27 protein-coding genes are annotated in these 26,985 nt (G+C 72.1%); 13 read left to right on the plus strand and 14 right to left on the minus strand.

The window, feature by feature from the left end:
* Positions 1-43: 43 nt before the first annotated feature.
* Both FED44_RS38150 and FED44_RS20575 read right to left on the minus strand, forming a co-directional pair.
* Positions 44-2,110 (minus strand): cellulose binding domain-containing protein, encoded by a 2,067-nt coding sequence (locus FED44_RS38150; RefSeq protein ID WP_138461716.1) that lies wholly within the window; start codon positions 2,108-2,110, stop codon positions 44-46.
* A 182-nt stretch (positions 2,111-2,292) separates the two neighbouring features.
* A complete protein-coding gene (locus tag FED44_RS20575) occupies positions 2,293-3,723 on the minus strand; it encodes an MFS transporter (protein ID WP_208759089.1) in 1,431 nt (476 codons plus the stop codon).
* A gap of 394 nt (positions 3,724-4,117) precedes the next feature.
* Between FED44_RS20575 and FED44_RS20580 the strand changes: the two genes are divergently transcribed.
* Positions 4,118-5,533: a hypothetical protein gene (locus FED44_RS20580; protein ID WP_133306079.1), complete on the plus strand. Its 1,416-nt coding sequence runs from the start codon at positions 4,118-4,120 to the stop codon at positions 5,531-5,533.
* Between the two features lie 983 nt (positions 5,534-6,516).
* Here FED44_RS20580 and FED44_RS20585 read toward each other — a convergent pair.
* Complete coding sequence (locus FED44_RS20585) at positions 6,517-7,536, minus strand: HD domain-containing protein (RefSeq protein ID WP_138461717.1); 1,020 nt, start codon at positions 7,534-7,536, stop codon at positions 6,517-6,519.
* Positions 7,533-8,933 carry a dihydrolipoyl dehydrogenase gene (gene lpdA, locus FED44_RS20590; protein ID WP_138461718.1) on the minus strand — a complete coding sequence of 467 codons (1,401 nt, stop codon included), beginning with the start codon at positions 8,931-8,933 and terminating at the stop codon, positions 7,533-7,535. Before lpdA ends, FED44_RS20585 begins: the two co-directional genes overlap by 4 nt.
* A 108-nt stretch (positions 8,934-9,041) precedes the next feature.
* On the opposite strand from lpdA, the gene FED44_RS20595 reads away from it, so the two are divergent.
* Positions 9,042-9,443, plus strand: coding sequence for an SRPBCC family protein (locus tag FED44_RS20595; RefSeq protein ID WP_117408520.1), 402 nt, complete (start codon positions 9,042-9,044; stop codon positions 9,441-9,443).
* Between the two features lie 103 nt (positions 9,444-9,546).
* On the opposite strand, the gene FED44_RS20600 is transcribed toward FED44_RS20595, so the two are convergent.
* Entirely contained in the window at positions 9,547-9,930 is a 384-nt protein-coding gene (locus FED44_RS20600; RefSeq protein WP_117408519.1) for a hypothetical protein, read from the minus strand.
* A 423-nt stretch (positions 9,931-10,353) separates the two neighbouring features.
* On the opposite strand from FED44_RS20600, the gene FED44_RS20605 reads away from it, so the two are divergent.
* Entirely contained in the window at positions 10,354-10,926 is a 573-nt protein-coding gene (locus FED44_RS20605) for a COG4315 family predicted lipoprotein (RefSeq protein ID WP_117408518.1), read from the plus strand.
* On the opposite strand, the gene FED44_RS20610 is transcribed toward FED44_RS20605, so the two are convergent.
* Positions 10,923-11,423 (minus strand): MarR family winged helix-turn-helix transcriptional regulator, encoded by a 501-nt coding sequence (locus tag FED44_RS20610; RefSeq protein ID WP_208759090.1) that lies wholly within the window; start codon positions 11,421-11,423, stop codon positions 10,923-10,925. The two genes, FED44_RS20605 and FED44_RS20610, sit on opposite strands and share 4 nt — an antisense overlap.
* Before the next feature lie 71 nt (positions 11,424-11,494).
* On the opposite strand from FED44_RS20610, the gene FED44_RS20615 reads away from it, so the two are divergent.
* From FED44_RS20615 to FED44_RS20645, 7 genes are all read left to right on the plus strand, one after another.
* Entirely contained in the window at positions 11,495-11,917 is a 423-nt protein-coding gene (locus tag FED44_RS20615; protein ID WP_138461719.1) for a nuclear transport factor 2 family protein, read from the plus strand.
* 193 nt (positions 11,918-12,110) lie between these two features.
* Positions 12,111-12,584: a GAF domain-containing protein gene (locus FED44_RS20620; RefSeq protein ID WP_117408515.1), complete on the plus strand. Its 474-nt coding sequence runs from the start codon at positions 12,111-12,113 to the stop codon at positions 12,582-12,584.
* Between the two features lie 65 nt (positions 12,585-12,649).
* The gene (locus tag FED44_RS20625) at positions 12,650-13,378 is read left to right on the plus strand and encodes a GAF and ANTAR domain-containing protein (protein WP_165900800.1); all 729 of its coding nucleotides are present in this window, start codon (positions 12,650-12,652) and stop codon (positions 13,376-13,378) included.
* Positions 13,350-13,715: an STAS domain-containing protein gene (locus tag FED44_RS20630; RefSeq protein WP_117408513.1), complete on the plus strand. Its 366-nt coding sequence runs from the start codon at positions 13,350-13,352 to the stop codon at positions 13,713-13,715. The genes FED44_RS20625 and FED44_RS20630 overlap by 29 nt, the downstream gene beginning before the upstream one ends.
* Positions 13,716-13,743: 28 nt before the next feature.
* On the plus strand, positions 13,744-14,796 hold the full coding sequence (locus FED44_RS20635; protein WP_187406054.1) for a quinone-dependent dihydroorotate dehydrogenase: 1,053 nt from the start codon (positions 13,744-13,746) through the stop codon (positions 14,794-14,796).
* 29 nt (positions 14,797-14,825) lie between these two features.
* Positions 14,826-15,023 (plus strand): heavy-metal-associated domain-containing protein, encoded by a 198-nt coding sequence (locus tag FED44_RS20640; protein ID WP_117408511.1) that lies wholly within the window; start codon positions 14,826-14,828, stop codon positions 15,021-15,023.
* Between the two features lie 120 nt (positions 15,024-15,143).
* On the plus strand, positions 15,144-15,614 hold the full coding sequence (locus FED44_RS20645; RefSeq protein ID WP_117408510.1) for a hypothetical protein: 471 nt from the start codon (positions 15,144-15,146) through the stop codon (positions 15,612-15,614).
* Positions 15,615-15,618: 4 nt separating this feature from the next.
* Here the strand turns inward: FED44_RS20645 and FED44_RS20650 are convergent, their stop codons facing one another.
* From FED44_RS20650 to FED44_RS20665, 4 genes are all read right to left on the minus strand, one after another.
* Positions 15,619-17,259 (minus strand): beta-N-acetylhexosaminidase, encoded by a 1,641-nt coding sequence (locus FED44_RS20650; protein WP_138461721.1) that lies wholly within the window; start codon positions 17,257-17,259, stop codon positions 15,619-15,621.
* A gap of 147 nt (positions 17,260-17,406) precedes the next feature.
* A complete protein-coding gene (locus FED44_RS20655) occupies positions 17,407-18,318 on the minus strand; it encodes an N-acetylmuramoyl-L-alanine amidase (protein ID WP_138461722.1) in 912 nt (303 codons plus the stop codon).
* 66 nt (positions 18,319-18,384) lie between these two features.
* A complete protein-coding gene (locus FED44_RS20660) occupies positions 18,385-18,651 on the minus strand; it encodes a hypothetical protein (RefSeq protein ID WP_138461723.1) in 267 nt (88 codons plus the stop codon).
* 116 nt (positions 18,652-18,767) lie between these two features.
* Positions 18,768-19,871 carry a LacI family DNA-binding transcriptional regulator gene (locus tag FED44_RS20665; RefSeq protein ID WP_117410313.1) on the minus strand — a complete coding sequence of 368 codons (1,104 nt, stop codon included), beginning with the start codon at positions 19,869-19,871 and terminating at the stop codon, positions 18,768-18,770.
* Positions 19,872-20,103: 232 nt separating this feature from the next.
* Here FED44_RS20665 and FED44_RS20670 point away from each other — a divergent pair, with 232 nt between their 5' ends.
* Entirely contained in the window at positions 20,104-20,784 is a 681-nt protein-coding gene (locus FED44_RS20670) for a TetR/AcrR family transcriptional regulator (protein WP_244302103.1), read from the plus strand.
* Between the two features lie 292 nt (positions 20,785-21,076).
* On the opposite strand, the gene bldC is transcribed toward FED44_RS20670, so the two are convergent.
* Positions 21,077-21,280, minus strand: coding sequence for a developmental transcriptional regulator BldC (gene bldC / locus FED44_RS20675; protein WP_013133571.1), 204 nt, complete (start codon positions 21,278-21,280; stop codon positions 21,077-21,079).
* A 360-nt stretch (positions 21,281-21,640) separates the two neighbouring features.
* Entirely contained in the window at positions 21,641-22,507 is an 867-nt protein-coding gene (locus FED44_RS20680) for a DUF8083 family protein (protein ID WP_117410312.1), read from the minus strand.
* A 134-nt stretch (positions 22,508-22,641) separates the two neighbouring features.
* On the opposite strand from FED44_RS20680, the gene FED44_RS20685 reads away from it, so the two are divergent.
* Positions 22,642-23,760 (plus strand): Leu/Phe/Val dehydrogenase, encoded by a 1,119-nt coding sequence (locus FED44_RS20685; RefSeq protein WP_279633901.1) that lies wholly within the window; start codon positions 22,642-22,644, stop codon positions 23,758-23,760.
* Positions 23,761-23,911: 151 nt separating this feature from the next.
* Positions 23,912-24,142 carry a DUF3073 domain-containing protein gene (locus FED44_RS20690; RefSeq protein ID WP_117410310.1) on the plus strand — a complete coding sequence of 77 codons (231 nt, stop codon included), beginning with the start codon at positions 23,912-23,914 and terminating at the stop codon, positions 24,140-24,142.
* Positions 24,143-24,470: 328 nt separating this feature from the next.
* On the opposite strand, the gene purM is transcribed toward FED44_RS20690, so the two are convergent.
* Positions 24,471-25,499: a phosphoribosylformylglycinamidine cyclo-ligase gene (purM, locus tag FED44_RS20695; protein ID WP_138461725.1), complete on the minus strand. Its 1,029-nt coding sequence runs from the start codon at positions 25,497-25,499 to the stop codon at positions 24,471-24,473.
* Entirely contained in the window at positions 25,496-26,932 is a 1,437-nt protein-coding gene (purF, locus tag FED44_RS20700) for an amidophosphoribosyltransferase (RefSeq protein ID WP_117410308.1), read from the minus strand. Before purF ends, purM begins: the two co-directional genes overlap by 4 nt.
* Positions 26,933-26,985 lie beyond the last annotated feature (53 nt).

Raw genomic sequence — 26,985 nt, forward strand, 5'->3', positions numbered from 1 at the left:
GTCCCCCTGACGAGTCCGGTGGGGACGCCCTCAGTGGGGACGACTAGAGCGTCGAGCAGACGGCGCCGTTCAGGCGGAAGACCGTGGGGGACGGATACGCCCCCTCGTTCGCGCCGACGAAGCCGACGGAGATTGAGCCGCCCGCGGGGATCGTCCCGTTCTGTTCACCGGGGACGACCCGCACGTCCTGACCCTCCGACGTCCATGTGCCGCCCGACCCGCTGCTGACGCGTTCCCCGGCCACCGGGAAGCGGAACGCCAGCGTCCAGCCGGACACGTCGGCCGCGCCGCGGTTGGTGACGGTGACCGTGGCGACGAAGCCGCGGCCCCAGCCCTGCGTCACCCGGTAACGGACCGCGCAGGCGCTGTCCGGAGGCGTGGGAGCGGTGAAGGTCACCGGGGCGGAGGGCCGCGACAGCCGTCCGGCCCGGTCCCGGGCCAGCACGTTGACCGTGTAGGCGGCGCCGGGCTCCAGACCGCTCAGCGTCAGCGAGGTGTCCCGGGTCGTGCCCAGCAGCGTGGTCTCCGTGCCCACCTGGCGGTACACCTCGTACCGGTCCGCCCGCGGTCCCCCGACGGCGGGCCAGCTCACGGTGACGCCGTCCGCGGTGCCGCGCGCCGTGGGCGTCCCCGGGGCCGGCGCGGGCTTCGGGCCCTTCGCCGCGCTCAGCGTCATCGTCGTCACCGAGTACGGCGGCAGCGTCGTCGTGTACGGGCCGCCCTGCTCCGCCCGGACGATCGAGTCGGCTCCGCGCGTGAAGGCGTACGTCACGGGGGTCCGCCCCGAGGGGGTGAACCCGTCGTACCGGAACCGCACGGGATAGGCGGTGGCCGGATCCTTGTTGATCAGCACGACGGACAGGTCGCCGCCGGCCCGCCGTACGGCGTGCACGGCCACCTTCGGCTGGTCGGAGGCCGCCCTGATCAGGTCGTCGCCGGGGCGGGCGGCGGTGCCGAGGATCTCGATGCCGTGGTAGGAGGGGAACGGCGTGTTGACGGGGGGCTCGCAGACGCCGTCGGCGCACTGGCCGAGCGACAGGAAGCCGATGTCCTGGAAGTCGGTCTCGCCGTCGATCGTGCTGACCTTCTCGACCGTGTTGTGGGTGTCGAACCAGTCCACGGTGAAGACGCCGTTCTCCAGCGCGGTCAGGTAGGCGTCGGCGGCGAACAGCCCGGCCGCGTGCACGTTGCGCCCGATGTTGGAGGCGACCTCGGTCAGCGCGAGCGGCACGTCGCGGCCGCCCAGGGCGGCGACGTCGGCCCGCACCTGGGCCAGCATCTCGGCGAGCCTCGGCGGGGAGGCCAGCAACGCGGTGACGTCGCCGGTCGTGTCCGGGATGCTCGTGCCCGGGTACCAGTGAACGGTGAAGAAGTCGACCTCGGAGGCCAGCACCGGGATGACGGTGTGGTTCCAGTTCGCCGAGTCGCCCGCGGCCACCACGCCGTCCGGCCAGCTTCCGGGGATGGTGAGCACCGCCCCGACCTTGACGGCGGGATCGACGGCCTTCATCGCGCGGACGTAGTCGAGCGCGTTGCGGGCGTACGCCGCGGGGCTCTTGTCCGGGTGGTCGTCGGACTCCCAGGTGGCGCCGTAGTGGCCGTTGCCGTAGAGCTCGTTGCCGATCTCCCAGTACTTCACACCGTACTTCTTGGTGACGTTGGCGTACCGGACCCATCCGGCCGCCTCCTCCGGGGTCCCGGTGCCGTAGTTGGCGATCACCACCGGCTGGGCGCCGGCGGCCCTGACCGTGCGCATGAACGCGTCGAAGTCCGTGCCGGGCGCCACGGTCCCGCCCGGCGCCGTGTGGGTCTTCCAGTGATAGAGGTCGCCGTACGAGCCGCCCGGGTAGCGCACCGCGGCGATGCCCGCCCGCCGGTACAGCCGCGCCACCTCCGGGTCGTTCATGTGCGCGTCCCAGATGGCGGCGTTGGCGCCGTACGCCGCCTCGTGGACGGCGCCGAGCCCGGCGTTCGCGTTGACCGTGACCGTGACGGCGTCGCCCCGCACCGGTGGGACGGGCGGCGGCGGAGGGCTCTGGGCGGGGGCCGCGGCGGCAAGCAGGGGCGCGGCCACGAGCGCGGCGAGCGGAACGGCCAGGGCTCTTCGCATGTAGTACTCCGGTATGCGGGGAGGGGTGCTTTCAGTGCCACCAGGCTCCGACGATCGACCCGCTGTGATCGTTTAGTCAAGCCCGGCGCCCGCCCGTCCGGCGCCGTCCCCGGGGCCGGCGCCGATCAGCGCCGATCAGCGCCGATCAGCGGTGTCCGGCGCCGCTCACGGCCATGATTCGTTCAGCCCCGCTCGGCCGCGGGTTCGGCGTCCCGCGGGCCGGTCACCCCGAGCCCTCCCTCCCCGTGCCCTCCCTCGCCGGGGGCCCGCAGGGCGGACGCCGCGGCGGCCACGGCCGGCAGCATGATGACCGCGGCGGCGATGTTGACCGCCTGGAACCCACCGGCGGCGAGGATCGGGCCCGCCAGCGCGGCCGCCACCGCCCCCGCGTAGCTCATGCCGGCGTCGGTGGCGCCCTGCAACGGGATCCGCAACCGGTCCGGTGCGGCGTTCGCCAGCAGGACCGACGCGGAGAGCATCGACGCCGACCAGCCCAGGCCCAGCACGGTGAGCGCGGTCGCGGTGAGCACGCTCCCGGCCTGCAGGGCGGCGGCGGAGAAGCCGAGGACCACGGACACCGCCAGCATCGCCAGACCGGCGAGGGCGACGCGGACCGGGCCGAACCGGTCGGCCAGCCACCCGAAGAGCGGGCTGAGCGCGTACATCCCCAGCACGTGCAGGGAGATCACCACGCCCACCAGCCGCAGCGACATGCCGTGGTGCTGCATGTGCAGCGGGGTCATGACCATGACCATGACCATGACCGCGTGCGCCACCGCGATCAGCACCACACCGAGCCGGGCCGCAGGATGCCGCAGGGCCCAGCCCAGCGCGGCGCGCGCCCCGCCCGGAGACGCGCCCGGGGACTCGCCGGGAGAAGCGCCGGGAGACGTGCCCGGGGATCCGTCGGGGGACGCACCGGGGGACGCGCCGTCCGCGCCCGTGGGATCACCCGCTCCGGCCGGCGCCGTGCTGGCGGCGGTGCCGGTCGCTGTGCCGGTCGCTGTGCCGGCCGCCGGGACGGGGGCGCGGCCCGCGCGCGGCAGGAACAGCGCGGCCACGGCCGCCAGCGCGAAGGACAGGACCGCGAACAGGTACGGCCCGGTCAGGGCGGGCAGGCCCAGCAGGCGGCCGGTGCGCTCGCCCGGCTCGCTCAGGTTGGGCCCCGCCACCGAGCCGATCGTGGTCGCCCAGATCACCAGCGACATCAGCCGGGCCCGGGTCGCGGCGGGCGCGCCGTCCGCCGCGGCGTACCGGGTCTGCAGGTTCACCGCCTGGGCGACGCCGAAGAGGGCGAGCCCGGCCAGCAGGACGACGACCTGCGTGACCACCGCCGCGGTGATGATCAGCACGGCGCCGGCCATCGCCAGCGCGTATCCCACCGCGAGTGACCTGCGCCGTCCGTACCGGGCCGCCAGAGCGGCCAGCGGGACCGCCGCGACCGCCGAGCCGAGCACGCTCGCGCCCTGGCCGAGCCCCGCGAACGAGGTGCCGCCCAGCCGTTCGACCAGCAGCCCGCCGACCGCGAATCCACCCGCGACCCCGATGCCGCCGAGCAGGTTGCCGGTGACGAGGAGCCCGATCCTGCGCGTCTGGAACCCCGCCCCGCTCACCGGCGGCCCCCTTCTGTCGGTGCGGCCCACCGACCGGCGGACCGGCACCGATCGTACGCACTCGAACCGACACAACCCGGGCGCGGGCGGCGGCCCTCAGTCGCTGCTCCGGGCGGCGGGCCGCCCTATCGGGAAATCGTCCCATGACGAATTCACGGCGCCGGTTCCCGGCAATTGCGGCGAGCGCGTTAAAAGGTGATGCCGAATCGGTCGCGGCCCTGACAGGGGAGCATTCGGGTTCTATCCTTGACGGCGTCCTTGACAGAACTTCTCGCGGATTGCGGGAGAAAACGTGCCCAAGACCACGTGTACGCCGCGAAGGGAGAAAGCGCGAAGCGAGATTTCGTGGGGAGAGGGGCTTCGTGATCGGGATGTCGAGTCTTTCATGGAGGTGATGCGGGCGCGCATCCGCGCCGACGCCGAGACGACAGGGGTGGATCTCCGGGCCCTGGAGATCCAGGTGAGGTTGCACCTGCCGCGGCTGAGCAGAACGGCGATCGTCGGATGGTCGCCTGACAAGGTCTACGAGGAGATCCGGCTGCCGGCCGTCGTACGGGCGGCGCAGGTGGAGCAGTCGGCGCAGGACGCGGCGCACCAGGCGCACGCCTCCGTCCTGCTGAACGTCGAGAAGGTGCGCCGCGACCTGAGCCTCTCGTTCACCGACGGGTACCGGACCCGGCTGCGCTTCGGGAAGGTCAGGCCCAGCGTCGGTCATCTCGTCCAGTCCCGCCTGCACTACCTGCACAGCGAGCGGGCCGACACCCTCCTCCAGTTCGGGCTGTTCCTGCCGGGCGCCACGATGCCGCTCACGTACGTGGCCTTCTCGCGGTGCGACCGGCAGTACGTCATGGAGGCGCTGGCGGGGCACGGGCTGCGGGTGGAGCCCGGCCGGGTGCTGGTCCTGACGAGGATGCACGGACTGGCCGGGATCCCGGCCAACCTCATGAGCCTGACCGTCGCCCGCGCCGTCAGGGAGATCAGGCTCGCGGACGCCGGCGACTACGTCGTCACCGCCTGCAACCCGATGCTCGGCTTCGACGGCGCCGCGTTCCTGGCGTCGGGGTTCGTCCCCGTCGCGCTGTCTCCCGTGGCGTACCGGTACGACGAGACGGGGCTCTTCCAGACGCGGCGGATGCCGGGGAGGTCGGTGCCGCAGCTTCTGGACACGCCGCGCAACGTCCTCATGATCCTCGGCGTCACCACGGCGGCGAAGCGGACCGTCCGGGCGCTCGACGGCCTGATCACGGTGCCGCGGCGCACCCACTCGGGCGGTGAGCACGTGAGACCCCGGCAGGCGGATCTCGCCTCGCCCGAGTGGCGGGCCCGGCTCCTCGGCTACCGGCGGATGCTGGAGGCCTGCTGGTCGGACCGGACGGTCCACCCGCGCTACCAGCAGGAGCGGGCGGGCGACGGAGACCCGCGCGGGCAGTGCGGCGTGACGTCGGTCTGGCTCGCCCGCGAGTTGCGGGCCGGCCTGCTGCTCGAACCCGCGTACTGCTACGGCCGCCTGCGGGTCGGCCGCCGCGACGACGAGGACGTGAGCCACCACTGCTGGGTCGAGATCGGCCCGTCCCACGACCCCCGGCGGCTCGTCGTCGACCTCACCGGAGACCAGTCGAGGAGCGTGCCGGAGCCGATCGTCCTCGGCGAGCACCGGGCGCTGGCCGACCGGGGCCTGCGGTACGAGCCCACGACGAGGCTCGGCCTCGACGAACTGCCGAAGGACCGGGTGTGGCCCCGGTTCCTCGCGCTCGACGACCACCTGCTCGACGACCATCCGCTCGACGGGCGATCGGAGGCCCGGCGATGAGGGCCCCGGGTCTCCTCCGGACGAGGGCGGCGGGTCCGGCGGACGCCCGGCCCTCGGTGCTCCTGCTCTCGTCCGACCTGCGGCGGAGATACGCCGAGGACGTCCTGACGGCGCTGGCCCTGCCCCGAGGGGCGGTCATCCAGTTCCGGTACAAGGCCGGTTACGTCGCGCGGGCCCTCCAGCGGGCGGTCGCGGACCGCTCGGTCGTCGGGCGGCGGTGCCTGCTCGGTTTCGTGGCCGACGCCCAGGCCCCGGCGCCCCTGGTTTCGACGGCGCAGTCCCCGATGCCGCAGGGTCCGGTTCCGCAGGGTCCGGTGTCGCAGGGTCCGGTGTCGCGGTCTCCGGCGCCGCCGCCGTTCGTGGTGCCGGTGCGCCTCGCCGTGATCGTCGCTGCCGTCCGGGTCGCCGACATGTTCGTGTTCCGCCTGCGGGTGGACGACTACGCGAACCTGGACGACTTCCCCCTCACCGAGGCGGAGATCAGGGAAAGGGGCGCGTCGTTCGTCGCCGGGCTCGAAGCGGTCAACGGCGCCCGCTTCTACCCGGCCACCGCCCGGTTCCCCGACCCGCTCCCGCCACCGCGGACCCGTGCCGACGACCCGCACCTGTGGCTCGGCGTGGCCCGGCGGCTGGCGCAGCATCCCACCTTCAGGTCCTCCTACTTCGTCCGGGTGGAGGAACCCGTGCTGGGCGACGACAGGACGGCCGGGCTCGACGCGGCGGGCCGGCTGAGCCTCAGCGACAGCGACTCGGTGAAGGTGCGGGTCACGTTCTACGCGGACGGCTACTGCGAGCCGATGCGGCAACTCGCCTGCGCGACCGACGGCACCTATCTCAAGATCTCCTCCGACTGGTCGTACGACCTGTCGCTCCGCTACGACACGGTGGAGTTCTGGCTCCAGCCCGAGGCGCTCGCCTTCGACGCGCTCGCGCGGGTGACGATCAGGCTGGCGGCGGACGGGCAGGCGGAGCAGGCGCCGGGCTCACTGACGACGAAGGTGGGCTTTCCCGTGGTCGTGCACCGGTCGCGGTCGCGGCTCTTCCTCCGGGTGTCCGCGAACGCGGCCGGCGCCTTCCTCGTCGCCCTGCCCGCCGTGCTCGGGCCGTCGTTCCCGTTGCACCTGCGGATGCTGTCCGCCGTCACCGGGGCGGTCCTGCTCGCCCTGGCGACCATCGTCATCTCCCGCGGCGGGAGGTGACGACTCCTGAAGTGGCTCCCCGCCGGAGAAGAGGTGGGGCCGCCGGGCGAACTCCCGGCACAGCTCCTCGAAGAGAGGCAGCAGTGCCGGGCAGCTCGCCGCGATCTTCCGCCTGGCCGTGATCTCGGTGCGCCGGTACGCCGCCCAGGTCGGCCGCAGCGGGTGGTGGTCGGCGAGGAGCACGTTGACGTGGGGGAGCAGCTTGTCCAGCGCGTAGACAAACCTGCTCTCCGCGTCGCGCTGCGCGCGGTAGCCGTCGAGGTCCTCGACGAGCCAGGGGAACGTCCCGCCGAAGTCGCGGGCGATGATCTCCCGCGCCTCCTCCTCGCGTACGGCCTTCTTCTCCCGTTCCGCCGGGCCGGCGTAGACGGAGACGTCCCCCGCGTGGACCTCCGGCAGGTCGTGGACCAGCGCGTACCTGGCGATCCTGCCGAGGTCCAGCGCCGGGTCGACCAGCGGGGCGAGGCAGACGGCGGCCAGGCCCAGGGCGAAGGAGTGCTCCGCGTCGTTCTCGCGCCGCGTGACGTGCTGCGGCACGACGGAGGACCGTTCGATCAGGTACGGCGGGAAGACCAGCTCACGCATGACGGCCAGCAGGGCCGGCGCGTCGGCGGCGCCGGCATGGCCCGGCGGCAGCGGGGTGCCCGTGCCGTTCGCGTCGTCCCTCGCCATCGGGCCGCCCTCGCGTCGTCCGCCCGTACCGGGCCGCCGCGCCACGCGCGGGCCGTCCCTGGGGACGTCCCCACCCACGTCCTCGCGCCTGGCCTTCGGGATCAGGGTAACCGACCGTGCGGACGTCCTCACATATTGATCATGTGGCCGGCCAGTCCGTGGATCGCCTCCTTCACCGCCTCGCCGAGGGTGGGGTGGGCGTGGACGTTGCGCGCCACCTCGTGCACGGTCAGGTCCCACTGCTGGGCCAGCGTCAGCTCCGGCAGCAACTCGGTGACGTCGGGCCCGATGAGGTGGGCGCCGAGGAGCTCGCCGTACTTCGCGTCGCTGAGCACCTTGACGAACCCGGCCGGATCGGCGAGGCCGTGGGCCTTGCCGTTCGCCGTGAAGGGGAACTTGACCACCTTCACGTCGAAGCCCTGCTCACGCGCCTGGGCCTCGGTGTAGCCGAAGCTCGCGATCTGCGGCTGGCAGTAGGTCGCGCGGGGGATCATCACGTAGTCGAGTTCCATGGTCTCGGCACCGGCGATCGTCTCGGCGGCGATGACGCCCATCGACTCGGCGGCGTGCGCCAGCATGAGCTTGGCCGTGACGTCGCCGATGGCGAAGATGTGCGGGACGCTGGTGCGGCACCTGCCGTCCACGGCGATCGCGCCGCGCTCGGTCAGCCGTACGCCCGTCTTCTCCAGGCCGTATCCCTCGACGCGCGGCTGGAAGCCGATGGCCTGCAGGACCTTGTCGGCCTCCAGCACGGACGTCTCGCCGTTCCGGGAGACCGTGACCTTCACCTTCTCGCCGGTGTCGTCGATCGACTCGACCCGGGTGGAGGTCAGCACCTCGATGCCGAGCCGCCGGTAGCGCCGCGCGAGCTCGGCGGACACCTCCTGGTCCTCCAGCGGGACCATCCGGTCGAGGAACTCGACGATCGTCACCTTCACGCCGTAGTTGTGCAGCACGTACGCGAACTCGACGCCGATCGCCCCGGCGCCCGCGATGACGACGCTCTCCGGCAGCGTCTCGCTGAGGATCTGCTCCTCGTACGTCACCACGCGCTCGGACAGGGACGTCCCGGGCAGCAGGCGGGTCGTCGCCCCGGCCGCGACGATGCAGTGGTCGAAGGTGATGGTCCGCACCGAGCCGTCCGCGCCGCGCACCTCCATCGCGTCGGGGCCGGTGAAGGCGCCCCGGCCGTCGTACTCGGTGATGCCGTTCTTCTTCATCAGGTAGTGGACGCCCTTGACCCGCCCGTCCGCGACCTGCCGGCTGCGGCGGAAGGCCGCGCCGTAGTCGAGCGTGATCGGGCCGTCCGCCTGGATGCCGAACGTCTTGGTCTCGTTCGTGAGGATGTGGGCGAGCTCGGCGTTGCGCAGCAGCGCCTTGGAAGGGATGCATCCGACGTTGAGGCAGACACCACCCCAGTAGCGCTCCTCGACGACCGCCGTGCTGAGCCCGAGCTGGGCCGAGCGGACCGCGGCGGTGTAGCCGCCGGGTCCCGCGCCGAGGACCACGACATCGTAATGATCGGTCATGCACCGGACCCTACGCCGCCGCCTTCTCCCGCGTTCCCCGGGGCCGGATGGACGGGCCTGCCCGGGGTAGGGGCCGGTTACGCGCTAGACAGGGAGGAATGACCGACCATGAGCGAATTCGAGCGTTCCCGCAGGATGCCCGCCCCGGCCGACCAGGTCTTCCGGCAGGCGAGCGACGTCGGCGGTCTCGACCTGTGGATGCCGCGCGACCTGCACGTGCGCGAGGAGGAGCCGCCCGCGGTCACCGTCCACGAGGACCAGACGGGGGAGGACGAGCGCGCGCTGCTGCGGGCCGAGCAGGACCAGCTGCGCATGGAGTGGGGCACCCGGGACGTCGACCGGTACGCCGGCTGGCTGCAGGTGGCCGGCATCGACGACGACAGCAGCGACGTCACGGTGCACCTGTCCTTCTTCGACGAGGGGCACACGCCGCCCGCCGAGGCGATCGAGCGGGCACTCGACGAGAGCCTCGAACGCCTCGCCGAGCAGGTGCGCCACCAGGCCGCCTGACCCGCCGGACCCGTTCCCCGGAGGACGGTTCGCGGAGCCGCGCGCAGGCGCACGGCGCGGCTCGCCGGGACCCCCGTGCCGCCGTCTCCATGCGCCGCCGGGTCTAGCCGCCGCCGGTGCCGTCCGCGTCCGGCCCGGCGGCCGGGTTCCCGGCCCGGGCGGTGTCGGCGTGAGCGGTGTCGGCAGGCGCGGTGCCGGGCTGAGCGCCTTCGGCCGGGGCGGCGTCGGCGGGGGCGGTGGGCCGGGGCAGCGGAAGGGTGAACGCCGAGGCCCGGGCCCCGGCCAGGCCGAGGACCTGCCTTATCCACGCCTCCAGGCCCGTGGGGTCCGGCGAGATCATCCCGTTGGGTTCCGGCGAGGCCGGCGCCGTGGGGTCCGGTGAGACCAGGCCCGCCGGGTCCGGAGAGGACGGCCACGCTCCCGCACGGCCGACCGGGCGTCCGACCTCGGACGGCTCGACGGCGGGCGGTCGCGTGTCCTCGGTCATGCGGATACTCCTTGTCTTCAGCGGCATCGGCGACAGGGTGTCCCCGGCGGGGGGCGTCATCGGCATCCCCCCGTCGCCGGCCTGCCGGCCGTGCCCACGGGCCGCCGCGGGTTCAGCTTCGCACCGCCCGGGGCGGACGCCCGCGTACCTCCTCGTGATCGTTCCGCGTGTCGGCGCGCCCTCCGCCGGCCCTCCAGGGGACCTCACGTGGACGCGGCGCGGCTGTACGGCTTCGGGTCGTCTTCCCGGGACGCGGCGGTTCATCCGCGGACGTCCGGCCTCCGCCCCGAAGGGGCGGGAGATCGGTGAGGAGGAACCCACGGAACGGCAAAGCCCTGTCCCCGATCTTGGCGTCCGACGGCGGGAGCCCCGGCGCCGCGTGTGTCCTTGGAGCCGACTCGCCCACTTCCGAGGAGGCCGAACATGAGGAAACTGCTGTATGCCGGCGCGGTCGCGCTCAGCCTGCTGGCCGCCGGATGCGGCGGTGCCGGTGACAACGAGGCGAACCGGGTCGCCAACGACCGGGTCGAAGAGCCGACCCCGGCGGAGCCCTCCGAGTATCCGTCGGGGACGGTCGCGCCGAGCACCGGAGTCCCGGCGACGCCGACCTCTCCCGTCCAGGCCACCCCGACCGGTCCCGCGCGTCTCGACGCGGCGTCCACCTCGCTCGGCACCGTGCTGGCCGGTGTGGACGGCCGGACGGTCTACCTGTTCACCAAGGACAAGGGCGGCGTCTCCGCCTGCACGCAGGCCTGCGCCGCGGCCTGGCCGCCGGTTCTCACCGCGGGCACGCCCCAGCCGGGCTCGGGAGTGCGTGCCGACCTGCTGGGGACGATCAGGCGGCCGGACGGCGGCACCCAGGTGACCTACAACAAGCACCCGCTGTACTACTACGCCAAGGACCGGAAGGCCGGAGACGTGACCGGCCAGAACGTCCGCGACTTCGGCGGCGAGTGGTACGCCGTCACCCCCGAGGGGAAGAGGGCCAGGCGTTAGTCCCGAAGCGCGGCCATGCTGTGCAGCAGCCGGGCGAGCAGGGCCGACAACTGCTCGCGCTCGTCCGGTGACAGCAGCGCCAGAAGCGACTCCAGCCCCCGCACGTGATCCTCGACGCTGCGCTTGAGCAGATCCCGGCCCGCGTCGGTGAGCCGTACGCGGACGCCCCGGCCGTCCTCCGGATCGGGCAGGCGGGCCAGCAGCCCCGCCGCCTGGAGGCGGTCGAGGCGGTTAGTGGTCGCGGCGGGGGAGAGCAGGAGTGCCCCGGCGAGCGCGCCCGCCGACATCTCCTCCCCGCCCCGGTAGAGCGTGGCCAGCACGTCGAACTCCCCGCGGTTGAGCCCGTGCGCCCTCAGGGTCGCCGCGATGGCCCCGTTGGCCAGGGTGTCGGCCCTGGTCAGCCGTCCGAAAAGGGCCATAGGCCGGGGGTCGAGGTCCGGCCTGCGCGCGGCCCACTGGTCCATCATCTGCCGTACGGGGAAGTCTGGATCCCTCACTCATCTATTTTGACATCAAAAGACCTCTGTGCGACTCTTTCGACATCGAAATACTTTGAGGAGGGGTTCGCATGTTCGCCCAATCGGAGAAGGCGCAGGCTGAGAACAACGCCCGGGTCGTCAGGGGCTTCTACGACGCGCTGAGCGGGGGAGACCTGGAGGCCGCCGGGGCGTTCCTGACCGACGACTCGGTGCTCCATGTCCCCGGGAAGAGCACGAACACCGGCGACTACGCCGGGCGGGAGGCCGTGATCGGTTTCGTGCTCAAGGCCGCCACGCTCAGTCAGGGGACGCTCAAGCTCGACGTCCACCGCGTCCTGGCCGACGACGAGGCGGCCGTCGCGCTCGCGACGTACACCGCGACGCGGCCGGACCGTGAGGTGCCGCTGGAGAACAACCTCGCGCACGTCATCACCATGCGCGACGGCAGGATCGCCGAGTCGTGGCTGCACAGCCGCGACCAGTACGAGGTTGACGCATTCTGGGGCGAATGACCCCGTTTCCCCATCCGTTCCCGATCCGCCTTCCCCGCAGGAGGGCGGATTTTTCGTATCCTCTCCAGCCCTGTCGGCCAACCCTGTCGGCAACCCTGGGGATCACCTGGCTTCAACTGCTCAGAGCCCACTAGGCTTAGGGGCAATCCGCCCTGTGTCCGCGGCCGCTTGATCGTTTGAGAGTGGGCTCGCGATGGCATCGGACGCGTCGTCTGTATTGGAGAACGTCCTCACCGGCATGGCCGGTCTGTTCGGCGTCGACGGCGCCGCGTTGATGCTCCTCGACGCGCAGGACCGCCTTCGCGCGATCGGTGCGACGGACGACGACGGGGTCCTGCTGGAGTCCGCCCAGGAATACGTGGGCGACGGCCCGGCCATCGCGAGCGCCGCGAGCGGCGGTCTCGTCGCGATCCAGGATCTGCACGCCGATCGCCCCCTGGGGTTCCCGCACGTGGCCGTCCACGCACTCCCGGTCCGGGCTGTCCTCTCCGTACCTCTCGTCGAGGGCGGGGAGCTCATCGGCGTCCTGGACTTCTACGCCCGAGTGGGGCACGTCTGGGACCGCACAGAGGTGGAAGCCGGATACCGCCTCGGTGAGCTGATGGTCATCGTTCTGCAGGTCCTGGCAGAGAACAGGACTGATCGCGCCCCTCTGGGGCAGTTGTGATGGCCGAATCGCCACCTCTCCCACGGCCACGGCGGTGCGAGGTGAGGTTCACGAGAGGATACGGAATGACCCATATCGATCCTGAGGCTCTTGTCGCCAGCCTGCGACGTCTGCAGAAGGACAGGTCGGCGACCGGGATCGTGCACCACCTCGAGCGCATCGTCCAAGTGGTCGATCGGCTTTTCGGCTACTCCGGCGCCGGCCTGATGTTCGCCGAGGAGGATCGCACCCTGCGTTACCTCTTCGCGACGGACGAGCGCGGCCGCAGCCTCGAACGGGCCCAGGCGGTGACGAGCCAGGGCCCGTGCGTGGCGGCGTACGTGGGGGACACCGCGGTGACGACGGTCGACGTGCGGGCCGACCGGCGGTGGCCGGCTCTGCGTGACCTGTTGCACCCCGAGGTACGCGGGGTGGCGGGGGTGCCGATCCGGCTCGGCGGCGTGCCCGTGGGCACCCTGAACGTCTACCAGGACGCGCCGCACGAGTGGCAGGAGACCGACACCCAGGCCCTCCACGCGTACGCGCATGTGATCGAGCAGGTCCTGCTCGCGTCCATGGAGGCGGACGAGAAGGCGGTGCTCGCCGACCAGCTCCAGTACGCCCTGGACTACCGGGTCGTGATCGAGCGGGCCATCGGCTATCTCATGGGCAAGCACGATCTGACCGCGTCACAGGCGTTCACGGGACTGCGCAAACAGGCCAGGGACAGCAGACGGAAGGTATCCGAGCTCGCGGCGGAGCTGCTGGGCGAGCAGGGTCCGCGGAATGTTGCGAATCCAGACCACGTCGTCTGAGGCCGGCGTCGGGCTCGTCCTGAGCGGCGACCTCGACCTGTCGGGGGCGCCGGAGTTCCGCGCGTGCCTGGGGCAGGTCCTGGAGACCTGCCGGCCCGGGCACGTCGAGGTCGACCTGTCCGGAGTCGGCTTCCTGGACTGCGCGGGCGCGCGGAGCCTGCTGTGGGCCGACGAGCGCGTACGGAGCTGGGGCGGCAGCGTGACCTTCCACCACCCCGGCAGAGGCCCGTTGCGCCTGCTGCGGCTGCTGGGCCTCGACGCCGCGCTGTCCATCCGGGTGGCGAGGCGGGTGCCGCTCGTCGAGCCCACCGCCCAGGCCCGTCCTCGGCTCAACTGACCCGCGCCCGGACGATAGTCTGGCCGTGATGTATCGACTCGTGTTCACGCAGGTCCTGAGCCGCCTCGACGCCGAGGCCGCCCACCATCTCACGATCAGGCTGCTCCGCCTGCTCGCGATGTTCCCGCCCCTCACGCGGCTGCTGCACCGGCTGCTCGCGCCGCGGGCGGAGTCGCTGCGCGTCCAGGCGTTCGGCGTCCACTTCCCCTCGCCGTTCGGGCTCGCCGCCGGGTTCGACAAGGACGCCCGGTGTGTCGAGCCGCTCTCGGCGATCGGCTTCGGGCACGTCGAGGTCGGCACGATCACCGCGCACGCCCAGCCGGGGAACCCGCGCCCGCGGCTGTTCCGGCTGCCCGAGAGCCGCGCGGTCATCAACCGGATGGGCTTCAACAACGCGGGAGCGGCCGCCGCCGCCACCCGGCTGCGCCGGGTGCGGCATCTCCCGGCGGTGGTCGGCGTCAACATCGGCAAGACCAAGGTGGTGCCCGAGTCCGAGGCCGTACGGGACTACGTGGACAGCGCCCGCAGGCTGGCGCCGCTCGCCGACTACCTGGTCGTCAACGTCAGCTCGCCCAACACCCCGGGCCTGCGCGACCTCCAGGCGGTCGACCGCCTGAGGCCGCTGCTCTCGGCGGTGAAGGAGGCGGCCGGTCGCACCCCGCTGCTCGTGAAGATCGCGCCGGATTTGGCGGACGAGGACGTGGACGCGGTGGCCGAGCTCGCCGCCGACCTGGGCCTCGCGGGGATCATCGCGACCAACACCACGATCAGCCGTACGGGTGTCTCCAGCACCGAGGCCGGAGGGCTGTCCGGACGGCCGCTCAAGAGCCGCTCGCTCGAAGTGCTGCGCCGCCTGCACCAGAAGGCCGGCGACCGGCTCGCGATCGTCTCCGTCGGAGGCGTGGAGGACGTCGACGACGTGTGGGAACGGCTGCTCGCCGGGGCCACCCTCGTCCAGGGATACACCGGCCTGATCTACGAGGGCCCGCTGTGGCCGTCCCGGATCAACCGGCGGCTCGCCCGCCGGCTGCGGCGGCACGGATACGGCTCGGTCCGCGAAGTGATCGGCCGGACCGCCTGAACCCCGTTCTCTCGGATAGGAAGACCGTCATGAGCGTGAAGACCTACACCGTCGAAGGCATGACCTGCGGCCACTGCGTCAGCTCGGTGAAGGAGGAGGTCGGGGAGATCCCCGGCGTCACCGGAGTCGAGGTCGATCTCGGCAGCGGCCGCTTGGAGGTCTCCGGCGACGTCACCGACGACGCCGTGCGCGAGGCCGTGAAGGAGGCCGGTTACACCCTGGTGTGACCCGGCCGGCCTTTGTGGCGGAAGGGCCGAACGCGATCTTTTCGGGGGGAAAGTGCGAGATCATGCATGGGCGACGTCTCGCAGCCCGCCCCGACGAGAACTGGTAAGCGTGACACCCCCATGAGCGCCATCTACGACCAGGCCGACGGCGAGAGGATCGCCGTGGCCGACAGCGGTGATCTCGTGAGCATCGTCAACCGCTCCGGGAGGATCGTCGTCGCGAAGAAGGACGTCCGCAGGCTCGCGGAGCGGATCCTCGCCGCGGCGGGCCGGATGGCAGTCGTCCTGTTCCCGCCCGCGCTGCGGAAGGACACCCTGTCGGTCGCCGCACGGTCCGGCGGCTGGACGGTCCGCGTCTCGCCGAAGAACGGCGCCCGCGTGCTCGCCGAGATCGACCCGCAGGGGCTCGGGCCGGACGACGCCTACGAGTTCGCCGCCGCCGTCGCGGTGGCCGCCCACCACATCGGCGACGCCGCCCACGCCGACCTGAGCCTGACCACCAGGATCCGGGAGGTCATCGAGGCACACCGGGACCTCGACACCGAGAAGATCGCCGCCGCCATCGTGGCCGAGGTCCTCGACGGCGCCTGACCCGTCACATGCTGGGGCGGGTGGAGTCGGCGGAGAGGCTCAGCTCGTGCAGGTGGCGCATGACCTCCTGGACGGTGACGACCCCCGGGCGGTGCCGGCGCCGGCCGGTGCCGCCGCGCTGCCAGGGCCGGGGCCCCGAGAGCGGGCGATACTCGACGCCGATTGCGTCCAGCCGCCCGAGATGCCTGCCGAGACGGCGTGCGAAGTCCTCGGACGCGGGCGGGCCGCCGGTCCAGGCGACCTCCGCCGCCGCGCAGCCCCGGGGCCAGGCGCGGTAGTCGAGCGAACGGCCGTCCGGGATGCGTTCGCTCCACAGCTGGAACTGCGTCCCGACGACCCGGGCCCGCTCCTCGGGCGACCACGACGCGGGCGCCGGCTCGAACGCCGCCACGTCGGCCAGCGTGATCGCGTCACCCAGGCCGGCCGGCTCCTCTGGTGAGGCGGCCTCGGCGTAGTCGAAGTACATCGGGAAGACCGGCGTCGCCACCACGTCGTGCCCCGCCGCGGCGGCCCGCCGGGCGACGTGCTCGCCGCGCCACGGCATCACGATCGTGTCCGGCCTGAGCCCGCCGCTGACGAACGCCTCGTCCCACACCACCGCCCGGCTGCCGCGCTCGGCCAGCGCGTCGGCCAGTCGCCGCAGGAACCACGCGTGCAGGTCGCCCGTGCTCTCCAGCCCCAGCGACGCGCGGTACGCCGAGATCTCGGCCGAGGCGGCCCAGTCGTCCAGCACGCACTCGTCCCCGCCGATGTGGAAGTACGGCACCTCGCCCAGGGCGTCGGCGATCTCACCGAAGACGGTGAGCAGGAAGTCGACGGTCGCCGGAAGCGGGGAGAGGATCGCCGGCGAGATGCCCCACCGGTCGAGCACCCGGTAGCGCTCGCCGGGTCGCGACGCGAGCGCCGGATAGGCGGCCAGCACGGCCGAGGCGTGTCCCGGCACGTCGATCTCCGGCACGACGACGACCGCCCGCGCCCGGGCGTAGGCCGCGATCTCGGCCAGGTCGGCGAGCGTGTAGTGACCGCCGTGCGGGACGTCGTCGAAGGCGAGGTCCTCCCCGTGATGGCTGACGACCGTGCGAGGGCGGTGCGAGCCCACCTCGTGCAGCAGCGGGAACGCCCTGCTCTCCACCCGCCAGCCCTGGTCGTCGGCCAGGTGCAGGTGGAGCCGGTTCAGCTTGTGCGACGCCATCAGGTCGATCATGCGCAGCACCTCCCGCTTGGGCAGGAAGCTGCGGGACACGTCGAGATGCGTGCCGCGCCAGGCGAAGGCCGGCGCGTCCGCCACCCGCCCGCAGGGGAGGGTCCAGCGCGTCCCGGGCGGAAGGGCCGACCGGAACGCCTCGTCCGGCAGCGCCTGCCGCAGCGTCTGCGCCGCGTAGAAGGCGCCCGCCCGATCCCCGGCCGCGATGCGCACGCCGTCCGGGGCGATCGTGAGCACGTACGCCTCCGGCCCGAGCCGGGGGTCCTCCTCCACCCGCAGGGCCGCTGTGGCGGCGTCGCCGGGCCGCGGGTCGAGCACGCCGAGCGCGAGCCGTACGGCGTCGCAGAGGGCGGCCGGCCCCGACACGACGGCCCCGGCCGCGATCTCGGCCGACCCGGCGCCCGTCTCGATCGTCCTCGGCAGGGGAAGCAGGTCATCCATCCCGCGATGATGCCAAACCCCACCGACAGGCACGACATGGCGTCCACAGGCCGGCCGGAGTCCCCGGAGATGCCTGGAAGAGGGAGGGACGGCCGCCGCGGCGCGCGCTCACGAGCACGCGGCGCGGGCCGTCCCCGGCGGCCGCCTCTACCGAGTGGTGAGGTAGGCCTTGAGGCCCTTCGCCAGCGACTCGGCGATGGTCTGCCGGAAGCTCGCGTCCCTGAACCTGCGGGCCTCGCCGGCGTTGCGCATGTTGCCGCACTCGATGAAGATCTTCGGCACGGTCGACAGGTTGAGCCCGCCGAGGTCGCTGCGGTAGTTCAGCGCCTGCCTGCCGATGTAGGTCGAGTACGGCAGCCCGGTGCCGTTGTGGAAGGCGTCGCGGACCTTCCGGCCCAGCCGCTGGGAGTCGCCGACGACCGGGTCGACCGGCCCGCCGATCTTCTTCGGCATGATGACGTGGAACCCGTGCGCGCCGGGCGCCGCGCCGTCGCCGTGGATGGAGATCGCGGCGTCGGCGTGCGCCTTGTTGCCGATCGCGGCCCGCTGGTTGATGCACGGGCCCCAGCCGGTGTTGTCCGCCCGCGTGAGCCTGACCGTGGCCCCCTGGTCCCGCAGCAGCCGGGCGAGCCGGTTGGACACGTCCCAGGTGAAGGCCGCCTCGGTGTAGCCGTCGTTCGTCGACGTCCCGGTGGTGTCGCAGGCCTTCTTCTGGGTGAGGATGTTCACCTGCCTGTTGATCTCCCGGGTGTGCCGGAAGTTGCCCCCGTTGTGGCCCGGGTCGATCACCACGACCTTGCCGCTCAGCGGCCGGGCGGCGGACTCGGACGCCGTACGGGTGACCGGGCTGGCCGCGCCGGTGTCCGGGGTGGCCGGCGTGCCGTCCGCGGAGCCCGCAGCGGTGCCGCCGGCCGTGCCGGAGGCGGTGTCCCGGGCCGCGGCCGGCGGAGAGGCGGCGGGGGCCGCGGCCCCCGTGCCGGTGGCCTCACCGCCGCCGCAGGCGGCGGCGCCGAACCCGCACAGGGCCAGGGCTGCGGCGGCGAGCGGGCGTCTGATCACGCTGGAAGTCCCTTCCCGGAGGTGTGGTCTCACCAACCTAACCGGAAGGGGCTCGTGATCAGACCGTTATGCCGGGAACCTGGCTATCCAGGCCGGCTCCGGGATCTCCTGCCGGTGCAGGAGGGCGGCCAGCTCACGGGCGTCCTCGGCGTCGAGGCCCAGCACCACGCGGGGCCGTCCCCACGGATGGTCGATCGAGTGGGCGACGTAGCTCGCCACCGACTCCGCGACGTCCTCGCCGTCCAGCCCCCGGCTCTCCCGCCAGTGCGCCCAGGCCCGCTCCAGCTCGACCGCGGCCCGCTGGGCGCAGGAGACCAACTCAGGATCACGCATGAATCCCCCCCGATTCTCGGTCACCGGCCCGCGGGAAGCCACTCGGCGACCCGCCGGGGGGCCGGCGTCACGGCCGCAGTCAACACCGGCCGCGAGGGGACACGTCGCCGGTTGACCTAGCTTTTGGCGTCGCTTGGCGCGGGGCCGGTGCTGCGCCGTACGACGAGCTGGGGGGTCACCTGCCGCAGCCGCGCGGTCTGGCCCGGCTCGGTGATGCGGTCGCTCAGCAGCGCCGCCGCCGAGCGGCCCATGGCCCGCCGGGGCTGGTCCACGCTGGTCAGCGAGATGTGGGTGACGGACGCCAGGTGCGTGTTGTCGTACCCGACGACCGACAGGTCCTCGGGCACCCGCAGGCCCAGCTCGCTCGCCGCGGACAGCACGCCCATGGCCACGATGTCGTTCGCCGCGAAGATCGCCGTCGGACGGGGTTCGCGCCGCAGCAGCGCCAGCGCCGCGCGCCGGCCGCCCTCCTCGCTGAAGTCGCCGTGCTCGACCATGATGTACGGCGCCAGCGCGTGGCGGCGCATGGCCACCAGGTATCCCTCGCAGCGGCAGCGGGCCGCCGACGACGGAGCGCCCTCGATGTGGGCGATGCGCCGGTGCCCCTGCTCCACGAGGTGGTCGACGGCGAGGCGGGCGCCGTACTGGTCGTCGTCGACGACGATGTCAACGCCCTCGAGTTCGACGTCGCGCTCGCCCACCACCACGGTCGGGGTGTACGCCGCGGCCTCCGCCAGCGTGTCGCTGGAGGGCGCGACGCCGAGCAGGACGAGGCCGTCCACGCGTAGTTCCAGGAAGGCCTCCACGGCCTCGTCCTCGAACGCCGGGTCCCAGCGGCCGCTGCCGATCAGCAGCCGCAGCCCGTCGCCGTGCAGGCTCTCCTGCAGGCCGTCGAGGAACTCGGCGTAGAACGGGTTGTGCAGGTCGGCCACGAGAGCGCCCACCAGGTGGGTCCGCCCCTCGACGAGGCTGCGCGCCACCGCGTTCGGCCGGTAGCCGAGCTCGCGGGCGGCCTGCAGCACCGCTTCCCTGCGGTGCTCGCTGACGTGCGGGGAACCCCGCAGTACGAGTGACACCAGCGACTTGGAGACGCCGGCGCGTTCGGCCACGTTGCGGATCGTGGGACGTGGCCGAGGGCTGAACCCGTCGGACAGTCCGCAGTCGGGTATCCCGACCCCGGCGTCTTTCCGGGCAGTGGTCTGCATGGACGGTCCTGACATGGTTCTCCCCACGATGCGTGGACGTGCACCTGACACACCAAACGATCGAGTTGCCCTGAGGGTACGGGTTGACCGCCTTAAGAGCGCCTTAAAGCGGGATCATTCCTTCCCAGCGGGTGTGGGAAGGGTAGCCGGAACGCGGGTACGGTGCCCGCCGCGGATGCGGTTCCGGGGTCAACCCTTGATCTGCCCGATCCCCCCATAACGAGGACGATTCGCTAGGGTGCGGGATGTGGGTGCCACACGCCAAGCTGAGGAGGGCGCACGGCCGGCGCGGCGCAGGCTGAGCGTCGACAGGCGGCGGGAAGAGCTCATCGCCGCCGCGCTGGAGCTGTTCAGCAGGCATGACGCCGAGGACGTCTCGATCGACGACGTGGCGGTCACCGCGGGCGCCTCCCGGGCGCTCGTCTACCACTACTTCGGGGGCAAGCAGGAGCTTTACGTGGCCGCCCTGCGCAGCGCCGCCGCCGAGTTACAGGCGCGGTTGCAGCCGCAGAGCGAAGGTGGGCCCCTGGAGCGGCTCGCGCTGGGCCTGACGCGCTACTTCGACTTCGTGGAGGAACGCGCGGCCGGGTTCGCCGCACTGCTCAGGGGTGGCCCGGCCAACCGCGCGGGCGAGATCGGCGAGATCGTGGACGGCGTGCGGCAGCGCATGCTCCGCATGATCACCTATGAGCTGGGCGTCGAGACGCCCGGCCCGGCGCTGCGCGTCACGCTGAGGTCGTGGATCGCGTCGGTGGAGACGGCCGGGCTCGACTGGCTGGAGCACCGCGACATGGCGCGGGACGACCTGGAGCGGCTGCTGGTGAGCCAGGTGGTCGCGCTCCTGGAGGTGGCCGGTGGGCACGACCCCGAAGTCGGGACGCTGCTGGGCTCGCCGGCGCTCGTGCCGGGTGGCGAGCCGGTCCCCTGAACCGGATCAGGTCAATCGCCGAACGGGCCGGTCTGATCGCCGAACGGTCGGGTGCGCTCCCCGTACGGGGACGGCGAGGGCGCCTGCTCGGGGCGTTCCGGTAAGGATCGGATCGCCGTGGAGTCAGGGAAGAAAGGCGCACGGGACAGCGTGTGCGCGGGGAGGCGCCGGGCGGGCGGCGCCGGCCCCAGATCCCTCCCGTGACCGGTGATCGGTCACGGGAGCATGGTGGGCGCGCTCACATCCCCGACGCGAGCGCGCCGTCGTTCCCCCGTGACGCGGCGGCCACGTCCTACTCGGACCGCTGCTGCGGAATCCCCGCGAGCAGTGCGCGGACCTCAGTCTCCCGGTACCGCCGGTGACCGCCGAGGGTGCGGATCGACGTCAACTTGCCCGCCTTCGCCCACCGCGTGACGGTCTTCGGGTCGACGCGGAACATCGTGGCGACCTCCGCCGGGGTGAGCAGTGGCTCGGCCTCGGGTGTACGAGCTGACATTTGTGCGGCCTCTCCTCCGTGTGGACCGTCGGCAGCGATCCTCCGACTTGTCTGACGCTCGTGCCGCTCCGTACAGCACAATGCTGTCGGCGCGGCACTGTCACGGATGTCCGTCAATGATCCAAAAACGTGCGGTTTCTAGGATCATTTACGGCATCACCCGATGTGACCATACAGCCACGTAGCGCGATTGGCGAGCCCTCCGGGCACAACGTCTCGACCACGGGTTGATGTCACGCTGGGTGATTCTAGCGACACGTTTCGTGGTATCGCAGTGAAAACGGCAAACTACTCAGTTCGTAGATGTGTGATCGACTATCCCATGACCAGAATCTGCAGGTCGGGGCGTGTTGATGACCCTCAGTTTGCCGATTCGAGGGCGCGGATCGACCTCCAGCGGACAATCACCCGCTGATACATCGCGAAGGCAAGTTCTTCCTGACCCGTATCAAGGCCCGCCAGGGCCGCGGCGACCTCCGCGACGGACTGGTCGCCCTGGAGCGTCCGGTCGTCCATCAGGTGGACGAGGCCGCCGTAGTCGAGCTCGACGAGCGAGTGGGGATGGAACTCCTCCAGCCAGCGGCCGATGTCCTCCACCTCGGTCAGCGCGGCGACCTGCCCGACGTGCCGGCGGATCACCACCAGGGCCCGGGCCACCCGGCGGCGGGCCTGCGCCATCGAGGTGACGTACAGCATGTTCCTGGGCGGCGCGGCGGTGGTCTGCGAGACGGGCTCGGCCGGCTGCTCCGAGCCCAGCACGAGCCAGCGCTCGGCCGAGTCGAACGGCACGAACCACGCGGTCGGGACATGCCAGGTGCTCGTGCGGATGTAGGTGCGCAGGGACTCCTCCCCGCGCTTGAACCGGTCGAAGTCGTCGGCGGTCTGCTCGGCGATGGCCTGGGGGACGAACCGGGAGGCCAGCCTGACCGGCGTGCTGCCGCGGAAGGAGGCGAACGCCAGCCACGACCGGAGCCTGCTCTGCCAGGGGCAGACGTAGAGCGTCTCCTCCACCCGCCGCAGGTAGGCGTTGGGGCTCTCGCGCTCGGGCGCGGGCAGGGGCGGGACGCTCAGCAGCCGGCGGACCGCCTCGCCGTGCTCGACCTCGAGCGCGCCGGCCCGGCGCGGCCGGTCGCGCGACCCGGCGTACCGGGCCCACCGCGCCCGATCCTGAGGGGTGAAAGCGGTCAGCGGCTCGTACACACGGAGATAGGCGGCGTAGGGGAGCACACCAGAATCGTGCCATGTCGGGGGAGGAACGCGCAGCACTGTCCGGGTTTTTCATGATCGTTTCATGGCCGGGTCGGCTAAGCTGGAGGCGAATCGCCGCGACGAGGCGGCGTACACGATCAGGAGTCACTACCGTGACCGACGTTTTCGGGCTGTCCCACAAGGAATCCGGCTCGGGTGACGGCGTCAACCCCGTTCAGCCGGTACGGCACGAGCAGGTCGTCTTCTGCACCGACGAGCGCAGCGGCCTCTACGCGATCATCGCGATCTACAGCACCGCCCTCGGACCGGGGCTGGGCGGCACCCGGTTCTATCCCTACGAGAGCGAGCAGGCCGCCCTCGCCGACGTCCTCAACCTCTCCCGGGCCATGGCGTACAAGAACGCGCTGGCCGGGCTCGACCACGGCGGCGGCAAGGCCGTGATCATCGGCGATCCCTCGGCCGACAAGAGCGAGGCGCTCCTGCGCGCGTACGGCAGGTTCGTCCAGTCGCTGGGCGGCCGCTACTACACCGCCTGCGACGTGGGCACCTACAGCGAGGACATGGACGTCGTGGCGCGGGAGTGCTCCTACGTCACCGGCCGGACCCCGGCGCACGGCGGCGCCGGAGACTCCTCCATCCTCACCGCCTTCGGGGTCTTCCAGGGCATGCGGGCCGCCGCCGACCACATGTACGGCACCTCGTCCCTCAGCGGCCGGCGGGTCGGGGTCGAAGGGGTCGGCAAGGTGGGCCGCCGGCTCGTCGACCACCTGATCGCGGACGACGCCGAGGTCGTCGTCTGCGACGTGGACGAGCGGGCCGTCGAGTGGGTCCGGCAGCGCCATCCGGCCGTCGAGGTCGTGCCCGACGCCGCCACGCTGGCCGCGTCCGACATCGACGTGTACGCCCCCTGCGCGCTCGGCGGGGCGCTGGACGACGAGACCGTCCCCCGGCTCAAGGCGAAGATCATCTGTGGCGGGGCGAACAACCAGCTCGCGCATCCGGGCGTCGAGAAGCAGCTCGCCGAGCGGGGCGTCCTGTACGCCCCCGACTACGTCGTGAACTCGGGCGGGGTCATCCAGGTGGCCGATGAAATCGGGGGATTCGACATGGAACGCGCCCGCGCGCGGGCCGCGATGATCTTCGACACCACCCGCAGGATCTTCCGGTCGGCCGAGGAGGAAGGGGTTCCTCCCGCGGTCGCCGCGGATAGGCTGGCGGAGCGCAGAATGTCGGAAATAGGTCGCCTTAGGGGGATTTGGCTCCGGCGCTGACCGCCGCCGCTCTTACGACGTACCGAGCGGCGCACAAACCAGGTACGGTAATAGGCGAACGAGAGACTGACGCCTGAAGTCAGGTGGCGTCGGTGCGCGGTGCGTTAGTGACGAGGGGTCGGGCACGACCCCGCATGAGGGGGTCGAGCCAATGGGGCGCGGCCGAGCCAAGGCCAAGCAGGTCAAGGTCGCCCGTCAGCTGAAGTACAACAGCGGCGGGACGGATCTTGAGCGCCTGCGCGCGGAGCTCGGAGTCGTGGACGCCGACGATTCCGGCCACAGTGACGAGCATGACCCTTACGACGAGTTGGCTGATCGCTACAGCGATTACGCGGCCGTCGACGACGATGACGGCGACGACGGCAGCCCCGGGCGGCGCTGAGCCGTTACCGATCGCCAGATGAGTGACCCGGCGGGGACCGTTCCCCCGCCGGGTTGCTGACTCATATGCAGTGACCAGCGTGTCCGCGACCAGCGACGCGCCTTCACGCGAGGTGGTACGCCCGGTTGTGTGCGTGCCCGCCTCGCATACTCGCCACATCGGCCTGTTCGGGGAGCGCCCGAGGATGCCCGCGTTCTTCCGCTGACGGGCACCCTGCGACGGGAGCCCGTGCGACAGGAGCCGAGGCGAGCCCTCGCCGCCGGTCGGGGTGAACGGCGGGCACGCGGTGAGACGTGTCACACCACACCGGCCGCCGGACGACGCGGGCTCACCGACGGAAACGCGCCCGCCCCTCTCCGGCGACGATCTCGCCCAGCACCCAGGCGGGCAGGCCGCGGCCGGTCAGCAGCGCCAGTGCCCTGTCGGCCTCCGCCGCCGGGACGATCGCGCACATGCCCACGCCGAGGTTGAACGTCCTGTCCATCTCCTCCTGGGGCACGCCGCCGTGGCCGGCCAGCACCTCGAAGATCGCGGGAGGCGTCCAGGAGCTCCGGTCGAGCACGGCGTCGGCCGTCGCGGGCAGGGACCTGGCCAGGTTCGCCGCGAGCCCGCCGCCGGTGATGTGGGCGAGCGCGTGCACCTCGGTCTCCCGGATGAGCGCCAGGCAGTCGAGCGAGTAGACGCGGGTCGGCGTGAGCAGTTCCTCGCCGAGCGTGCGGCCCAGCTCGGGCAACTCCCGCTCCAGGTCCAGCCCGGCCTTCGCGATCACATGCCGGACGAGCGAGTAGCCGTTGGAGTGGACGCCGCTGGAGGCCAGCCCGAGCACCACGTCCCCCGGCACCACCCGGTCGGGCCCGAGCATCTCGTCGGCCTCGACGACCCCGGTGCCGGCGCCCGCGAGGTCGTACTCGTCGGGGCCCATCGCGCCGGGATGCTCGGCGGTCTCGCCGCCGACCAGCGCGCAGCCCGCGAGGCGGCAGCCCTCGGCGACGCCGCCCACGATGTCGGCGATGCGCTCCGGCACCACCTTCCCGCAGGCGATGTAGTCGGTCATGAACAACGGCTCGGCCCCGCACACGACGAGGTCGTCCACCACCATGCCGACGAGGTCGATGCCGATCGTGTCGTGCTTGCCGAGCCGCTGCGCCAGCATGACCTTGGTGCCCACGCCGTCGGTGGACGTGGCGAGCAGCGGCCGGCGGTAACGCAGGAAGGCCGAGGCGTCGAAGAGCCCGGCGAAGCCGCTGGCGTCGTCGACGACCTCGGGCCGCCGGGACCGCGCCACCCGCGACTTCATCAACTCGACCGCGCGGTCGCCCGCCTCGATGTCGACGCCGGCGTCGGCGTAGCTGGTCATCGCTGGGCCTCCAGCACGAACTTGCCCACCCGGTCGTCCTCGATCGGGATGGGGTACTCACCGGTGAAGCAGGCGCGGCAGAGCCGGTCGGCGGGCAGCGTCGTCGCCCGGGTCAGCCCGTCGAGCGAGATGTAGCCGAGGGAGTCGGCGCCGAGCGAGGAGCGGATCTCCTCCACCGACAGCGACCCGGCGATCAGCTCCGCCCGGGTGGCGAAGTCGATGCCGTAGAAACAGGGCCAGGCGACCGGGGGCGAGGAGATCCGGACGTGCACCTCGGTGGCGCCCGCCTCGCGCAGCATCTTCACGATCGCCCGCTGGGTGTTGCCGCGGACGATCGAGTCGTCCACGACCACCAGGCGCTTGCCCTCGATGACCTCGCGCAGCGGGTTGAGCTTGAGCCGGATGCCGAGCTGGCGGATGGTCTGCGACGGCTGGATGAAGGTCCGGCCGACGTAGGAGTTCTTCACCAGGCCCTGGCCGTACGGGATGCCGCTCTGCTCGGCGTATCCGATGGCGGCCGGGGTGCCGGACTCGGGCGTCGGGATGACGAGGTCGGCGTCCACCGGGTGCTCGCGGGCGAGCACGCGCCCGACCTCGACCCGGGTGGACTGCACGCCGCGCCCGGCGATCGTGGTGTCGGGCCGGGCGAGGTAGACGTACTCGAACAGGCAGCCCTTCGGCTCCGCCACGGCGAAGCGGCGCGAGCGCACGCCGCGCTCGTCGATCGTCAGCAGCTCGCCGGGCTCGATCTCCCGGATGAACGACGCGCCGACGATGTCGAGCGCCGCGGTCTCGGAGGCGACCACCCAGCCGCGCTCCAGCCTGCCCAGCACGAGCGGCCGGATGCCCTGCGGGTCGCGGGCGGCGAACAGCGTGGTCTCGTTCATCCAGACGAGCGAGTAGGCGCCCTTGACCTCCGGCAGCAGTTCGGCCGCGACGTCGTCCACAGGGCGCGAGGCGTCCTGCGCGAGCAGCGCGGTGAGCACCTCGGTGTCGGTGGTGGCCCGCATCGCACCGGACGTGAGCCGTTCGGCGAGCTGCGCGGTGTTGATCAGATTGCCGTTGTGGGCGAGCGCCAGCCCGCCGCCGTCGGTGGAGCTCAGCGTCGGCTGCGCGTTCTCCCAGACGCTCGATCCCGTCGTGGAGTAACGGCAGTGCCCGATGGACAGGTGCCCGCGCAGGGTGCCGAGGATCGACTCGTCGAAGACCTGGGCCACCAGGCCCATGTCCTTGTAGACGAGGATTCGGCTGCCCTCGCTGACCGCGATGCCCGCGGACTCCTGTCCACGGTGCTGCAGCGCGTAGAGGCCGTAGTAGGTGAGTTTGGAGACGTCCTCCCCAGGCGCCCATACGCCGAAGACGCCACAGGCGTCCTTCGGAGCGCGGTCCTGGGGGTCGAGGTCATGGCCCAGCCGGCCGTCGCCCTTCAACACACAGTCGAGTCTATTCAGGCATTGACGCTGCTCAAACCGGCGCATGCCCTTCG

Source organism: Microbispora triticiradicis, assembly GCF_005864065.1.
GTDB classification, from domain to species: domain Bacteria; phylum Actinomycetota; class Actinomycetes; order Streptosporangiales; family Streptosporangiaceae; genus Microbispora; species Microbispora triticiradicis.

Bases quoted from the DNA above. Each gene is read 5' to 3' on its own strand.
- FED44_RS38150 (WP_138461716.1), bottom strand. From the start codon at position 2,110: ATGCGAAGAGCCCTGGCCGTTCCGCTCGCCGCGCTCGTGGCCGCGCCC.
- FED44_RS20580 (WP_133306079.1), top strand. From the start codon at position 4,118: ATGCGGGCGCGCATCCGCGCCGACGCCGAGACGACAGGGGTGGATCTC.
- lpdA (WP_138461718.1), bottom strand. From the start codon at position 8,933: ATGACCGATCATTACGATGTCGTGGTCCTCGGCGCGGGACCCGGCGGC.
- FED44_RS20595 (WP_117408520.1), top strand. From the start codon at position 9,042: ATGAGCGAATTCGAGCGTTCCCGCAGGATGCCCGCCCCGGCCGACCAG.
- FED44_RS20600 (WP_117408519.1), bottom strand. From the start codon at position 9,930: ATGACCGAGGACACGCGACCGCCCGCCGTCGAGCCGTCCGAGGTCGGA.
- FED44_RS20605 (WP_117408518.1), top strand. From the start codon at position 10,354: ATGAGGAAACTGCTGTATGCCGGCGCGGTCGCGCTCAGCCTGCTGGCC.
- FED44_RS20615 (WP_138461719.1), top strand. From the start codon at position 11,495: ATGTTCGCCCAATCGGAGAAGGCGCAGGCTGAGAACAACGCCCGGGTC.
- FED44_RS20620 (WP_117408515.1), top strand. From the start codon at position 12,111: ATGGCATCGGACGCGTCGTCTGTATTGGAGAACGTCCTCACCGGCATG.
- FED44_RS20625 (WP_165900800.1), top strand. From the start codon at position 12,650: ATGACCCATATCGATCCTGAGGCTCTTGTCGCCAGCCTGCGACGTCTG.
- FED44_RS20630 (WP_117408513.1), top strand. From the start codon at position 13,350: ATGTTGCGAATCCAGACCACGTCGTCTGAGGCCGGCGTCGGGCTCGTC.
- FED44_RS20635 (WP_187406054.1), top strand. From the start codon at position 13,744: ATGTATCGACTCGTGTTCACGCAGGTCCTGAGCCGCCTCGACGCCGAG.
- FED44_RS20640 (WP_117408511.1), top strand. From the start codon at position 14,826: ATGAGCGTGAAGACCTACACCGTCGAAGGCATGACCTGCGGCCACTGC.
- FED44_RS20645 (WP_117408510.1), top strand. From the start codon at position 15,144: ATGAGCGCCATCTACGACCAGGCCGACGGCGAGAGGATCGCCGTGGCC.
- FED44_RS20650 (WP_138461721.1), bottom strand. From the start codon at position 17,259: ATGGATGACCTGCTTCCCCTGCCGAGGACGATCGAGACGGGCGCCGGG.
- FED44_RS20660 (WP_138461723.1), bottom strand. From the start codon at position 18,651: ATGCGTGATCCTGAGTTGGTCTCCTGCGCCCAGCGGGCCGCGGTCGAG.
- FED44_RS20665 (WP_117410313.1), bottom strand. From the start codon at position 19,871: ATGTCAGGACCGTCCATGCAGACCACTGCCCGGAAAGACGCCGGGGTC.
- bldC (WP_013133571.1), bottom strand. From the start codon at position 21,280: ATGTCAGCTCGTACACCCGAGGCCGAGCCACTGCTCACCCCGGCGGAG.
- FED44_RS20690 (WP_117410310.1), top strand. From the start codon at position 23,912: ATGGGGCGCGGCCGAGCCAAGGCCAAGCAGGTCAAGGTCGCCCGTCAG.
- purM (WP_138461725.1), bottom strand. From the start codon at position 25,499: ATGACCAGCTACGCCGACGCCGGCGTCGACATCGAGGCGGGCGACCGC.